The sequence below is a fragment of the Shewanella bicestrii genome, assembly GCF_002216875.1.
GTDB lineage: Bacteria > Pseudomonadota > Gammaproteobacteria > Enterobacterales > Shewanellaceae > Shewanella > Shewanella seohaensis.
The window spans coordinates 3,190,072-3,203,625 of the sequence record NZ_CP022358.1 but is presented as its reverse complement, the minus strand read 5'-3'; the positions used below and the strand labels follow the sequence as shown (position 1 = coordinate 3,203,625).

The window sequence follows — 13,554 nt, the reverse complement described above, 5'->3', positions numbered from 1 at the left end:
CTAATTGAGTTCAGTGGAAGTGTCGTTAATGCTACTTTATCGATTAAGGCTTCAGGCATTAGTTTTTAGCTTGGAGTTTTAGCTATCTATGGCTTAGTTGCTTCAATAAACACGCGTATCAGCTGCGTTGCTTGGCGGCTTATCAATGTTAAGCATCCCGCAGTAGTATTTTTCTCCTCTGCTAATTGCAACAGATCGTAACTTTGCAGTGTTATCTTCTCTCCTTGATAAATACAGCTGATTGGCGCGAGCGGCAGCACAAAATGGATAGGCTGGGTATTCGTGGATTGGTGAGCACTGTTCACCTTGGCTTCAATCTGGACTTTGCCATTGCACTCGATGCGCTCAATTCTTGCAGTGTAGTTACCGCGCCTCGTCATCACATTAAAGTCTAGGATCTGGTTAACTAATAGCTTGCTCCCGATTTGAGTTTCCCCGCTAAAGCAAAATGGAGGATCATTCGGGCGAAGGATGATTTCCTCTGATTGTCCTAAATCATTCCCTTTGACCTTTAGTCTTACCCCTTCACCTTCCAATATACATAGCTGTCTATCGATGCCGTGGAAGAGTGAGAATGGGCCATCACTTGAGATGGTGGCTATGCTGATCCTAAAATCAAAGTTGCTGAGATCTGCCCCTTTTGGCCATATCAACAGTTGTTTAGTGCTGCCACCGCCATTTTTCCATAAGCTCGATTCGCATTCTTCATAACGGATGATCTGGATATTGGAATTCAACTTCTGCTTCTCTTTTGATTATGGATTTTTTCAGCACAGAGGATACCTACTTCGGGGCATAATGCAGTGGCGTATCGCAGCATACTGCATTCACAGCTAAATTTCTTTCTTCTTCAAAATGTAATGTTCTGCTAGTTGGCCACTTATCCGATTACCTTCCATATCTAACATAAACAGTTGGTTTTCTCCTACCAAGTATTTAGTGCCATCGGATAAGGTGATTTTTGAGCCATTGCTATCCCAGTCAAATTTTCCTGCTACTTTAAAGATGGACTCATCTTTACCCAAGTAAATACTTTTCAATTCAAAGCTATTATCCGCTTGTATCGTGAGTGTGGTTTGGATCCCTTCGCAACTTGCACAGGGGATAACGCCTTCATAGACACCGGGCCAATCGAGCGCATTTTGACTGGTATCACCAAGCGGTAGGTTTGTTTGTGTATCTTGATGTGGCGCTTCGACAGGCTCATTAGCCACAGTCTTAGCGGGCTCACTGCATGCTGTAATCGTTAACGCAAGAAGGGCGAGTGATATCTGTGAAAGTTTCATATTCATCTTAACCGTTTGATTAATTGATTGTCGTGTGATGATAACCGCCATCATTACGGGTTCCAACCTTATTTATGTCTGGTGTATCTTTCTGTGTCTTAATGTTAAAGAGGGGCTTTATGTGTTTGAACTTCATTACGAGTTCAGTAAAAAAGCGCTAAGTGTTGCATGATTTTTTATCGGCGTGTTTAGGTAAAGCAGCACTAGACATTGTTCTGCAAAACCAATTGTAGCTTGTGGGTGCATCTCAATGAGTGTGTTTGCAGATTGAATCTATACTAAAGAGAATCACTTAAGCTTGGGTAACCAAGTTAATTGCCTGATTGTTGAGTCAGGCGGTATCTCGCGGGGTAAATCTGCATTATGACACGTATGTTAGACAGGATTTTATTCGATGTAAGCCGCTCATCCATTATTGATGGTGGCGATCTTGTTGAGGCCTCACAACTTATTGTGTCATCTGTATGCCAAGGGTTAAAAATCACCCGTGCAGGCATTTGGTTATGGAGTGAAGATCACCGAAGTATGCATTGCTTTTACCTGCTCGATAATATGCACAGGCAAGAGGCGTTGATATTAGCTCGGCAGGATTATCCACATTACTTCAGTCTATTAGATAATGAGCGCGCCATTGTCGCGAATCATGCGCAAACAGACGGGGTGACCCATGAGTTTGTGAATGCCTACTTAGTCCCTAATCGTATTAGTTCTCTGTTAGATAGTCCCATACGTCATCGCGGAAAAATGGTCGGTATTATCTGTTCTGAGCATCAAGGTGTGCCTAGAGAATGGACGCGTGATGAAAGGGCCTTTGCTTCTGCTTTGGCCGACTTATTCGGCCGAGCCATGAGTGCAAAGGAAATTTTGGATTATCAAAATCAATTAAAGGCCATTAATGCGGATCTCGAGGCTCAGGTTAGCCAACGTACCCAAGAGTTAGAGACGGCATTGTCTGATTTACGTTCTATACAACACCATTTAGTTGAAAACGAGAAAATGGCGGCCTTAGGGAGTTTAGTCGCAGGGGTTGCACACGAGGTCAATACGCCTCTCGGGATTGCCGTGACATCCGTAACCCATTGTTTAGATGAAGTGGCATTGCTGAAAACGGCTTTCAAGCAAAATGATCTCGATGAGGATAAATTCTTGTTCTTTATCAATACCATGCAGGATGGTTTAGGGTTGATTGAGCGCAATCTTTCGCGAGCAGCGGAGTTAGTTCATAACTTTAAGCGCACCGCCGCAGACCAATCGGTACTAGAACGTGAGCGATTTAATTTAAAGACCTATATTTTCCAAATTTTCAGCTCATTAAGGCCGTTAATGCGTAAGAAGAATATTGTCTTGAACGTGGAGCTTGATGACGACATCTTTATCGAATCTTACCCTGGTGCCATCGCACAGATATTCACTAATTTAGTGGCCAATAGCTTTCGCCATGGATTTCCTGAGAGTTTTTCGGGGGATAAAAGCATCATTATTCGAGTACAAAAACAAGACTCGAACATCTGCATGCAGTATCAAGATAATGGGGTAGGGATGAGCGATGAGGTTAAACTGAAAGCCTTCGAGCCTTTTTTCACTACCGCACGTAAAGACGGCGGCACAGGTCTTGGTATGTCGATTATTTATAATCTGGTGACGCAAAAACTACATGGCACCATTTTGCTAACCTCATCCCCAGATCAAGGTGTGAAGGTTGAAATACAGATCCCTGAGAAATAAGTTTAGATATTGCTTAGGGGATAACTCAGTCTTGTTGAAGACCTCGCGCCATTCAGCTTTATCGGCATTTATATGCTACAATCCTCCCTTCATTTTGACTCACTAATCCTTGATATATCAATGAGAAAAGGCATTTGTTGGCGGGTATTATGGTTCTTCTACTTGGAGGGAATCACCTGCTGATATATCAATCTTTGTTTGTGAGAATAGTTGACACCTTACCTGTTAATAGCTGTTTAACTTTTCGTAGTATTGAACTTAACGGGTAGAAATTTAAATTACTGAACAAGAAGATTTCTAATGAAATGTATTGAAACAGAGATAGCTGAGATTCTTCTGTTTGAACCGCAAGTATTTGGTGATGAACGCGGTTTTTTTATGGAAACTTTTAGACAATCGTTTTTTTCCGAGTGTTTGAAAAATAGAGGGTTAGAGGTGCTGGAGTTAGTCCAAGATAACTTTAGCCGATCACAACAACACGTATTACGTGGCTTGCACTACCAATGTAAGCATCCGCAGGGGAAATTAGTCCGGGTGTGTGCAGGCAGTATTTTTGATGTTGCAGTGGATATTAGGCCGCAATCAGGAACCTATGGTAAATGGGTAGGGCGTGTACTTTCTGCTGATAACCATTTGCAAATGTGGATCCCGCCGGGCTTCGCCCATGGTTTTTATGTGCTGAGTGAATATGCCGATGTGATTTATCGCTGCACTGATTATTATGCGCCAGATGATGAATATGTGCTGGCCTGGAATAGTGCAGAGTTTGCGATTGACTGGCCGTTACGCAACGAACTACCAATACTTTCTGATCGGGATGCAAAAGCTGCTTTGAGTGCCTAGTTTTAGGCACTCACGGCATGTGGTTTATTTGTCGTGATGTTCGATACTTGGTCGAGTGTACCAAGGTGCGCGTGCATCAGTGACATCGAATAGATTGTATTTACGCCCCAGCATTTGACCACCGTCACGTGTCAATGGCATCCAAGAGAGGAATGCGCGGCTGTGGGTTGATTTGATTGTCATCAGATCGAATGGAACTGAAATATAGAAGCCTTTAGTAAAGCTTCCCTCGCCGTATTCCTCCGATGAAAGGTTAGTCTTAGTTGCAAAGGCTCCTACAATCACACCACTATCAAACTGTTTTGAGAAATCAACCGTTATACCTTTATCTTCAGTGAGATATTGGCCCGCACTGACTCTTAATAGGGTGTTAGGGAACCAATCAGGTTGATAATAGGCTGTAGCGTGTCCTGTTAGAACTCCCGTTTGTACTCTATAAGGGCGATTTGTTATCGGATCGAATTGATGTTCATCTTCAAAGAAGCCAAACATACTATCGGGATCGCGTTGTTTGACGTAGTTTACATCAAAGCCAAAAGCCCATTGACTGTTTAGTGGTCGATAGAGAACTTCAGTCCCTATACCTCCGTACATCATTTCTAAATAGCCACCATAGGCTTGATAAGAAATGTTGTCGCTTAGATTGTCCATCCAAGTCAATTGAAGGTTATTCACTCTGACAGGATTATCATGGACATACTGACGAATTAGCGTGCGCACACGTTTTAAATCTGTTCCATCGGGTGGTACATCGTATAAAAACTTATCGTAGTTGTCGTAGAGGTTCAGATATATAGAACTAGAAAATTCGAAATTATCGCTAAAGCGGTAACTCGCACTGCCGGTCACACCAATATTGAACATATAGAAACCTTCAGAGCCGCCGAAGGATTGCACCATGGTTGGGGAAATATCAAAACCGAAGTTATCTAACCAATCTTTGTCTGTTTCGGTAACTAATTTACCCTGTGGTGAGCTGGGAACTCTTACTTCACTGGTATCGGCCATTTTTGCATTGATATAAGCATAACTCGCTACTTGAGCAAATTTTTGGCTATCAATACGAGTTTCCGTGATTGGTTGTTGATAATGGGTTTCTATCAGGCGATATTCTTTGATATTGGCTGCATCAGTATTATTCGCGAGGATGGTTGCCGCTCTTTGATGCGCTTCATTTCTATCGCGGAATTTGTTTTGTTCACCTACAACGGTAATACTTTCATTATCAAGGTAAATTTTGGCGTTAGCGTAACCTGCGATGGTTTGCAAGTCATGTGCAACTTTATTCCAATCTACTTTGCGATTCGTAACAGCCTGACTGGATGCGTTGACTGGCTCTAGATTTGCTACTTCAGCATTTCCCACTTCTGATTTATGTGTTGAAGTTTCAGTACTCACAGTCGCTTGTTCGGCTCTTGGTGTGTTTACCTGTGTAGAGGATTCTGATTGTGTAAGTGTTAATGGCGCGGCAGGAAGTGGCTTATATTTAGCAGCCTCTGGATCGCGTTTAATCTGTGACAAGGTATTAAAATTGGTCTGCAGACTAAAGCCAAGTGTCCAAGTATTACCACGCTCATAACTTAAATGAAGATCTCCCCAGTCGCCAAAACGATAGAGCATTCCATAGTTAAACTTGCTGTCCTGTGGCATAGGGATACCACCACGTACAACGGGGAAGTCGGATTGATAGTCGTTGCCGTCGTATTCCACTTTTAACCGTAGGGGGTCCCAGGGGGTTTGGTATTCAACGCCACCAAAAAGCGCGGCACAGCCCTTAAACCAACGTTGATAATCAACAGTGCCACCTTTACCACCATAAGAAGTATCTCTATCACAGTTGTAATTAAGATCTTTTTTATCGGAAGTGAGATTACCGCTATTGCCGATATAGCCCCAACCTATGCCTAAGGTAAAATCGAGTGGACCGACGCGTTTGGTCGCGGCAATAAACTCACCATCAAATAAACCAGTACCACCAAAGTCCCGTACTCCAATGGACGTTTCGGGCAGCCAGTTGCTTTCTTCAATTAGACGAACCTTAAAATCAATCCCTTTATCCGTGTATTTAGTATTACCACTAAAGTTGGGATCATTACTGTAGAGTAAATCCTGTACTTGGGTATAACGAACAGTGGTTTCAAACCAAGGGAATAATTGTACTGATGCAGTGAAGTGTTGGTATTCGTCGTTATAACTTGTGGCAAAGTTAAACTCACCTTCAGGTGCCATGCGACCAGTCGGCATCTGCATTAGGCCTACACCACCAAAGTCAGATTGTGAAGGCAACAATGTTGGGTAAGAAAATTCATCGGCGCTAACGTGTAATAATGGTAGCAGTGCTAAAGATAGCGCTGATAAACGCCCGAAAGAGGGAAAAGTGGGAGTCGAGTTTTTCATTACAGAGCCCGATTTTTGAGTAATTCAATAAGGTTGTTGTTTAATGTGGAATAGTCATCAAAAAGGCCTGAAAACTCAACGAAGAGTATGGCACCAGGTGCGATGTCCATAGACTGATGATTCCAATAGGCAATAGGTTGGCGAATGGCCTTACCGTCTGGCTGAATTATCCATACAAAGCTATTTTCAGCATTCTCCAATAAGCCTGCTTGTTTCAGGTAATCTTTACTACTTGTGCGAGATACCCATTTTTGCTCTCCTGTTTGTGCCACGGCTCCAACCACTGTAATGGTTGTTGGACGTGGGGGGAGTACCAATAAGAATTGACCGTCGATAATGGGGTTATAGGTATCGGTAATGCGAATTAAATCGAGATCTAATGGCTGATTAACTCTTTGTCCAAGCTTTAAATTTCTGAGAAACTGCGCAAATTTGGAAAGCTTAGCAATATACTGGCTATTATCTGCTTGCTGCCCCATATTGGCCAACTGTTGCAATATTTGCTGACGAGTGGTTTCTAATGCCGCGGTACTTTGTATATCGAGTAAAGCCGCCCCTAACCAGTAAATCGGTATCGCTTCGTTTCTTGTAGTTTGGTTATACAAGGGGAGCTGGGTCAAACCATCTTGCACAGCTTGTCCAACGCGGATTGCTGCAGGATAGGTTATTTGTAGCTGCGGTACATTAGCAGCTGATGTGCTGACATAAAGTTGGGTGTTAGCTTGGACTGTAGGTAAAGAGAATGCACTAAGCAGTAGAGCTAAAGAGGATATATAGGATTTCATGCTGGCTCCACTATATTGCGAAAGGCTTCAATAAGGTGATATCAATAAATGGCAGATTCGGTGCTATTTTCTGATGACTTTTAATGACTTTGCCAGTTTGAGGATTTAGCCAAAATTCATTTTGGTATTCAATATTGAGTGCTTCTACAGATACTCTTTCATTAAAGTGTAAAGCTTGAGTAGGAGTTTCGTTGATTAGAATACTTTCTTGAGCGACTAGATTAAATGTTGATGTCACTTCATAGCCATAATGATAACCGGGTTGCCAGTCTATCGTTCGAGTCCAAGTTTTTGGCGTCGAACTAAGATGTAACCCCAATAGCAGAGGATCCGGTTCGAGACTTTCAACTGCAGCTAAGTTACCAGCAATAAGGTTATGAGTTTTTACTAAGCGGCCATTTACTGTGACTAACATGCCTTTATCCGCAGATAACCATTTGAGCTCTAGTGCTTCAGGTTCCATTTTTACTGGAGATAGACTAGTTTTAGGTTCTGCAAAGGCTAATACCACAAATGCCTGAGGGGTATCTTCTATTTTTACATAGACACTAGCATAGGGGTTGGCTTTTATTTGTTCAGCATTGAGAGTGACATCATCATCACCAATAAAGGCGAGCTTAATCGTATCGTTTAGCGCACTAATTCGTTGGCTGCAGCCTGAAACACCTATAAGAAAAGCTGATAGCGCTATTAGCGGAAATAATTTTGTGTATATACGCATCCGGATTGCTTACTTTAAATAATAATTGGTTGTCAATGTAAAGACATGTAGAGGTGATTTCAAGTCATTAGGAGTTGGCAATTGCCTTTCAATACATGAAAAAAAACAACCGCCATTAGGCGGTTGTTTAAATATCCGATTAAAGGCTTAGTTACCAGTACCTGTGGTAGTGTTAGTACCAGTGCTAGTGATTGGATTACCGTCTGAGCCATTAGAAGCTACAACTACGCCAGTGATAACAGCACCAGCAGCAATTGCGCCAGCAGTGATACTACCAGTAGCACCAGCGGTACTACCGCCAGAAGCTTTGCCAGTCTCTTCTGCGTGAGCAACTGAACCTAACATTGAAATAGCAGCAATAAGTGCTAATGAAGTTTTTTTCATCGTGATTCCCTTTTAGAAAAAATTAACCTAATTTTTAGCTAATCTAGTACAGCATGATAGGTGATTCAACATAAATGATCAATGTTAAATCTGTTTCGCTATTCAAACTTTAGACTGATTTGCTGCCGGTTCGCCTTCAAATAATCCTTAATTTAGAATGGGTTTGCCACATTCACGGGATAACTCTTTGGCGACTCCTATTTTATACCACGCAGAAGGTGGTGCTTCAAATCGATTTATTTGGCCGTTTGTAACAAGTCTTAAGCTATCCTCATGTCAGATTAAAAAACGCTATTATCTCGTCCATTTGAGCCATGCCATCTTTATAGCCTAATTCGATCAAGGCACTGGTGTAGGACTTTTCGAACAAGAGATAGGACACAATACTCGAGTCAGACTGCCTGTCGATACCAATAAATCCCAGTAAGGTCTTAATTGCCCAAGGCATATCATCATAGAAACGGGCGGCGATTTTACTTAAGTCTTCACTGGGTTTTATCACTAAGGTTTGTATGGGATGTAATGACAGTTGAGTACGGCTCTCTTCGGGAATAAGCGACAGTGTATGGTTAATCCGCTCCAAGCGCTCAAGATCGCTATTTAAGGTATCGGAAAAGATAGTATCCAGCAGATGACCCGCAATGGTCGCTGTCTTCGGATGATATTCTAGCTCCATCGGAAAATGCTTATGGGGACTGTCTAGGTTGATTACTAATAGCTTATTGGCGCCTAAATGGATTGGGCTTGAAAGTGGCGCGAGTTGGTGGACTGAGCCGTCACCATAATAAGCTTGGTTAAGTTTAATTGACGGAAACACCATGGGAATCGCCGAGCTTGCCAAAAGATGTTCGGTATTTAACATCCGCCGCTCACCGCTGCGCCTAGCGCGAGTCCAGTTCTCAATATCTCTGGCCGCTTGAAAAAACGTCACCGAGCGCGAGTTGTTATAGCAAGAGGTATCGACACTGAGTGCGGTTAATGCGCCGTTGCGGATATTGCGATCGATTCTCTTAAAATCAATAAGTTCATTGAGTAAATGCCGTAAAGGTTCGTTATCGAGCAGGCTGCCCGCGTCGGTATTCACCTTATCATCTTGCAGGCCCTTGAGTGCCATCTTGGCTAAATGACTTAACACGCCGGGGATGGAGGCGCGATATACCTTTCTGGTTTCAAAATGGCGCCAAACCCATTCGAGTTTTTTGACACCTAAATGAAAGCAGGAGGCGTGGGTGGCAATGGAGGTGCCGTTAATCGCGCCCGCAGAGGTGCCACAAATGATTTTGAATGGCACGCCATGGTTGCGCGGATAAAGCTGGACCAGTGCTTTTAACACTCCCACTTGATAGGCGGCTCGAGCGCCACCGCCACCGAGAACTAATGCTGTTGATGTTGGCAATCTTATGACTCAACGACTTGTTATTATGATTTTATTAAAGCAATGCCTTATCTAAAAAAGCAAGTCTGAGCAGTTATCTTAATGACATATCTTTAGTTTTTGATGAGAAGAGTAGGGAGTGTTTGTGATTTAGTTTGCCATCGAACGATGGGAAATAAAAAACGCACTTAAGTTTAACCTAAGTGCGTTTCTGTATTGAGAGGCTAATGGCTAACCATTAACTCACACTGGCTGAATGTGCATGCAGCGCAAGAGATAGTGCTTAAGCTTGCAGATTCTTTAAGAAATCGACGATTTGGTCGAATGGCACGTCTTGCTTTTCACCGGTGCGGCGGTTTTTGTATTCAAATACGCCAGCGTCGATATTGCGATCGCCAATCACCACAGTGTGAGGAATACCAATCAGCTCCATATCGGCGAACATGACGCCTGGGCGCTCTTTACGGTCATCCAGTAGCACATCGATACCCGCAGCACTTAAGTCTTTGTATAACTGCTCGGCGATATCGGTCACGCGGTGTGACTTGTGCATATTCATTGGCAGAATGCCTACACTGAATGGGGCAATGGCTTCTGGCCATACAATGCCGCGATCATCGAAGTTTTGCTCAATGGCAGCCGCCACGATACGGCTCACGCCAACACCGTAACAACCCATCAGCAGCACTTGTGATTTACCGTTCTCATCGAGAACAGTCGCATTCATCGATTTAGAATAGTTAGTACCGAGTTGGAAGATATGACCCACTTCGATACCACGCGCCATAGCGTAAGTACCTAAACCATCGGGTGTTGGCTCGCCTTCAACCACGTTCCGGATATCGGCTGCTTGTGCCAGTGGTAGATCGCGTTCCCAGTTGATGCCAAAGTAGTGTTTATCATCTTGGTTTGCGCCAGCGGCGAAGTCGCTCATCACGCTAACACTGTGGTCGATGATGATAGGCATGTTCAGGCCGACAGGGCCTAATGAGCCAGGACCTGCGCCAATGGCATCACGGATCAGGGCTTCTGGGGCAAATTCTAATGGTGATGCCACTAAATCTAACTTGTCAGCCTTGATTTCGTTCAGCTCGTGGTCGCCGCGTACAATCAGCGCTACCAGTGGCGCTTCTTCCGTCGCACCTTTCACAATCAAGGTTTTCACTGTCTTAGTGATATCTAAACCGAATTGCTCAACTAACTCTGCAATAGTTTTCGCATTTGGGGTATCGACTAAACGTAATGCTTCAGTCGCCGCGCCGCGCGTTTCGGTTGGCATTGGCGATTCGGCTTTCTCGATGTTAGCGGCATAATCGCTACCCGTAGAGTAGGCGATTAAGTCTTCACCGCTTTGCGCTAATACATGGAACTCGTGTGACATGCTGCCACCGATAGAACCGGTGTCCGCTAAAACTGGGCGGAAGGCTAAGCCCATGCGCGACAGAATGTTGCTATAGGCTTGATACATCGCCTCATAGGTTTCATTCATGGTATCCACATCAAGATGGAAAGAATAAGCATCTTTCATCAGGAACTCGCGAGAACGCATCACGCCAAAACGTGGGCGAACTTCGTCGCGGAATTTAGTTTGAATTTGATAAAGATTCAGCGGTAATTGTTTGTAAGAGCTGACTTCTTTACGGATTAAGTCGGTGATCACTTCTTCGTGGGTTGGTCCCAGAACGAAGTCACGGCTATGACGGTCTTTAAAACGCAGTAGTTCAGGACCAAACTTGTCCCAGCGACCCGTTTCTACCCATAAATCAGCCGGTTGCACCATAGGCATTAGGATTTCAATCGCGCCCGCTTTGTTCATTTCTTCACGAACAATGGCTTCGACTTTACGCAATACACGCAGGCCCGTGGGCAGATAGCTGTATAGACCTGAAGCGTTACGGCGGATCATACCCGCACGTAGCATTAATTGATGGCTGATGACTTCTGCATTCGCAGGTGTTTCTTTTTGAGTAGAAAGTAGGTATTTGCTAACGCGCATTACCGATGTCCAAATTTGAGTTGAATGGGCGCCATTTTATCACCTGCTTCGATGATGTCACCTATGGATTGAGGTTAAATTCAATCAGCTGCAGACAAATGGCCGTTTTCATTTACAAAGTGTGCCGCGTCGCCACAGCGGGCGATGCATACAGATAAAGCTAAGTGAGTTATTTATCCCGCCTATCGCCAATCACCCGAGCAGGATTGCCCGCGACGATGGCCCATGCGGGAACATCTTTAGTGACAATACAGCCCATGCCGATCACCGCATGGTCGCCAATGGTGACACCATCGACTATCCCTGCCTGTGCGCCAATCCACACATCTTTACCTATCACGACTCCTTTAGAATGGGAGGCTTGTTGATAAATGGGCGTATCTGGGGCCATGCCATGATTAAAGGCATAAATAGTGACATGGTTAGCAATGCGGGTTTGGGAGCCAATTTGAATGCCTACTCGGCCGCCATCGAAGGAGCAGCCGTGATTGATAGCAACTTCATTACCGAGCGTGATAGGACCATGCAAAAAGCATTCTGCGGCAATCATGCAGCGATTACCGATTGTGATATCGCGATTCGGCTCGGCAAATAACTGCGCCTCGGGCGCAATAAAACAGTTTTCGCCAATGGTCACGGTTTCGAGGGCGCAAAGGTTGGCTTGCACTTCATCCTGCCAGGGTTTGGCCCAGACTAAGTGTTTTTCTTTGAGTGAAAAATACAACCAGGGCATCCAAGACAGACGCTTTTTATGTTGGCTTTGATAATCAGGCAAGGCCGTTGTGATTGGCGTCTGCATTTAGCCACATTTCCCCGGTTTGAGTTCTAATACCTGAATGTATTCCCGTTCATCCTCATCGACCGCCATTTTCCAAAAGATATCTAAATCATACAAAGCCACTTGATATAACTTGGGGTCATCCTTGGCTTTTTTATAGGCGGGGCGAGGGTCTTGCCCCAGCACGCCGTGGATGAGTACGGCTAAATCGGTGTAGGCGTCCTGCTTGCTGTAAGTGTCAATCTGGGCAGTTGCCAGATTGGAAAACACTACGCGGATAAGTTTTGGTGCTTCTTGCGCGATACCGCCGACGGCACCTTCAATCGAATCCGAGAACGGAATATAGGGCTTAATATCGATAATGGGCGTGCCATCGACAAGATCCATGCCCGAAATCTCTAGGCACACTTTACCTTTACGTTGCACCACCCCGTGGAGTTTGACCACGGATTGACCTATGCCATTCGGGCGAAAGGTCGAGCGAGTCGCGAATACGCCGAGTTTTTCATTGCCGCCTAAACGGGGCGGGCGTACGGTCGTTTTCCACCCTTGGGCGAGATTTTCATGAAAACAAAACAATAACCAAAGGTGGGAATATTGCTCGATGCCACGCACCGCATCGAGATGATTGACATGGGGCTCGAGCTCAACATAACCGCGCGCCTCCACCAACCCGGGCTGCCGTGGAATGCCAAATTTTTGTTTATAGGGAGTGCGGCAAGTGGCGACAGCGGTAATCTGGTTGGTAAATGTCATGCAAAAAATACCTAAAGCAAGGACAACAACCCAAACTCCGATGGCCTAGGTTGTTAAGTACATCAATATTGGCGTGCAGTATACACGCTTTGAACTAGTCAGCAGAGGTCATTTTAATGGCTTGGCCAACGCAGAGGGCGCGGCTGACGCAGCCTTGGGCTGCTTCTTCCATCATTACGCATTGTTTGATGATGATGCCATTGGCGCCTTTGTCGGCCGCCGCGCGTCGGGCTTCGGTTCTTGCTTCACTTAAGGAAGCAGGCACTGCATTCACATCGGCTTGGCAAGATTCGCCCTGTACCAAACCTTTTAATTCGTAATGACCTTTAGGCAAACTATCGCCCTCAAATAGCGTGACATCGCCCGCCTTGAAGTAGTGATTAATCGCCTCGCCGTCCAAATTGCTGTTAAAACTGTAATCGCTGGCACAGGCGCTAAGCAGTAGCACTAATGCACTTGAGAGGATGATTTTCATGGTTTGACCTGAGAGTAAGGGTAAATAGGCGCA

General features: G+C 44.6%; 13 protein-coding genes. 2 read left to right on the top strand and 11 right to left on the bottom strand.

Annotated elements, in window-relative coordinates; all coding sequences use genetic code 11:
• Positions 1-86 precede the first annotated feature (86 nt).
• On the bottom strand, positions 87-737 hold the full coding sequence (locus CF168_RS13900) for a HutD/Ves family protein (RefSeq protein WP_089068158.1): 651 nt from the start codon (positions 735-737) through the stop codon (positions 87-89).
• 96 nt (positions 738-833) lie between these two features.
• On the bottom strand, positions 834-1,286 hold the full coding sequence (locus CF168_RS13895; protein ID WP_167373707.1) for a copper resistance protein NlpE: 453 nt from the start codon (positions 1,284-1,286) through the stop codon (positions 834-836).
• Positions 1,287-1,649: 363 nt separating this feature from the next.
• On the opposite strand from CF168_RS13895, the gene CF168_RS13890 reads away from it, so the two are divergent.
• Together CF168_RS13890 and rfbC are read left to right on the top strand one after the other, a co-directional pair.
• On the top strand, positions 1,650-3,011 hold the full coding sequence (locus CF168_RS13890) for a sensor histidine kinase (protein ID WP_089068157.1): 1,362 nt from the start codon (positions 1,650-1,652) through the stop codon (positions 3,009-3,011).
• A 300-nt stretch (positions 3,012-3,311) separates the two neighbouring features.
• Complete coding sequence (gene rfbC / locus CF168_RS13885; protein WP_089068156.1) at positions 3,312-3,854, top strand: dTDP-4-dehydrorhamnose 3,5-epimerase; 543 nt, start codon at positions 3,312-3,314, stop codon at positions 3,852-3,854.
• A gap of 24 nt (positions 3,855-3,878) precedes the next feature.
• Here the strand turns inward: rfbC and CF168_RS13880 are convergent, their stop codons facing one another.
• The 9 genes from CF168_RS13880 to rcsF all read right to left on the bottom strand — a co-directional run bounded on the left by CF168_RS13880 (position 3,879) and on the right by rcsF (position 13,521).
• Complete coding sequence (locus CF168_RS13880) at positions 3,879-6,251, bottom strand: YjbH domain-containing protein (RefSeq protein WP_089068155.1); 2,373 nt, start codon at positions 6,249-6,251, stop codon at positions 3,879-3,881.
• Positions 6,251-7,036 (bottom strand): capsule biosynthesis GfcC family protein, encoded by a 786-nt coding sequence (locus CF168_RS13875; protein WP_086904472.1) that lies wholly within the window; start codon positions 7,034-7,036, stop codon positions 6,251-6,253. The genes CF168_RS13880 and CF168_RS13875 overlap by 1 nt, the downstream gene beginning before the upstream one ends.
• Positions 7,037-7,046: 10 nt before the next feature.
• On the bottom strand, positions 7,047-7,757 hold the full coding sequence (locus CF168_RS13870) for a YjbF family lipoprotein (RefSeq protein WP_086904471.1): 711 nt from the start codon (positions 7,755-7,757) through the stop codon (positions 7,047-7,049).
• A 147-nt stretch (positions 7,758-7,904) separates the two neighbouring features.
• Positions 7,905-8,141: a hypothetical protein gene (locus tag CF168_RS13865; protein WP_086904470.1), complete on the bottom strand. Its 237-nt coding sequence runs from the start codon at positions 8,139-8,141 to the stop codon at positions 7,905-7,907.
• A 271-nt stretch (positions 8,142-8,412) separates the two neighbouring features.
• On the bottom strand, positions 8,413-9,537 hold the full coding sequence (locus tag CF168_RS13860; RefSeq protein ID WP_089068154.1) for a patatin-like phospholipase family protein: 1,125 nt from the start codon (positions 9,535-9,537) through the stop codon (positions 8,413-8,415).
• Between the two features lie 262 nt (positions 9,538-9,799).
• On the bottom strand, positions 9,800-11,512 hold the full coding sequence (locus CF168_RS13855) for a proline--tRNA ligase (protein WP_089068153.1): 1,713 nt from the start codon (positions 11,510-11,512) through the stop codon (positions 9,800-9,802).
• Positions 11,513-11,681: 169 nt separating this feature from the next.
• Entirely contained in the window at positions 11,682-12,311 is a 630-nt protein-coding gene (locus CF168_RS13850) for an acyltransferase (RefSeq protein WP_089068152.1), read from the bottom strand.
• Positions 12,312-13,046, bottom strand: coding sequence for a tRNA (N6-threonylcarbamoyladenosine(37)-N6)-methyltransferase TrmO (gene tsaA, locus CF168_RS13845; RefSeq protein ID WP_089068151.1), 735 nt, complete (start codon positions 13,044-13,046; stop codon positions 12,312-12,314).
• A gap of 94 nt (positions 13,047-13,140) precedes the next feature.
• On the bottom strand, positions 13,141-13,521 hold the full coding sequence (rcsF, locus tag CF168_RS13840; protein WP_089068150.1) for an Rcs stress response system protein RcsF: 381 nt from the start codon (positions 13,519-13,521) through the stop codon (positions 13,141-13,143).
• Positions 13,522-13,554 lie beyond the last annotated feature (33 nt).

Bases quoted from the DNA above. Each gene is read 5' to 3' on its own strand.
- CF168_RS13895 (WP_167373707.1), bottom strand. From the start codon at position 1,286: ATGAAACTTTCACAGATATCACTCGCCCTTCTTGCGTTAACGATTACA.
- CF168_RS13890 (WP_089068157.1), top strand. From the start codon at position 1,650: ATGACACGTATGTTAGACAGGATTTTATTCGATGTAAGCCGCTCATCC.
- rfbC (WP_089068156.1), top strand. From the start codon at position 3,312: ATGAAATGTATTGAAACAGAGATAGCTGAGATTCTTCTGTTTGAACCG.
- CF168_RS13880 (WP_089068155.1), bottom strand. From the start codon at position 6,251: ATGAAAAACTCGACTCCCACTTTTCCCTCTTTCGGGCGTTTATCAGCG.
- CF168_RS13875 (WP_086904472.1), bottom strand. From the start codon at position 7,036: ATGAAATCCTATATATCCTCTTTAGCTCTACTGCTTAGTGCATTCTCT.
- CF168_RS13870 (WP_086904471.1), bottom strand. From the start codon at position 7,757: ATGCGTATATACACAAAATTATTTCCGCTAATAGCGCTATCAGCTTTT.
- CF168_RS13865 (WP_086904470.1), bottom strand. From the start codon at position 8,141: ATGAAAAAAACTTCATTAGCACTTATTGCTGCTATTTCAATGTTAGGT.
- CF168_RS13855 (WP_089068153.1), bottom strand. From the start codon at position 11,512: ATGCGCGTTAGCAAATACCTACTTTCTACTCAAAAAGAAACACCTGCG.
- CF168_RS13850 (WP_089068152.1), bottom strand. From the start codon at position 12,311: ATGCAGACGCCAATCACAACGGCCTTGCCTGATTATCAAAGCCAACAT.
- tsaA (WP_089068151.1), bottom strand. From the start codon at position 13,046: ATGACATTTACCAACCAGATTACCGCTGTCGCCACTTGCCGCACTCCC.
- rcsF (WP_089068150.1), bottom strand. From the start codon at position 13,521: ATGAAAATCATCCTCTCAAGTGCATTAGTGCTACTGCTTAGCGCCTGT.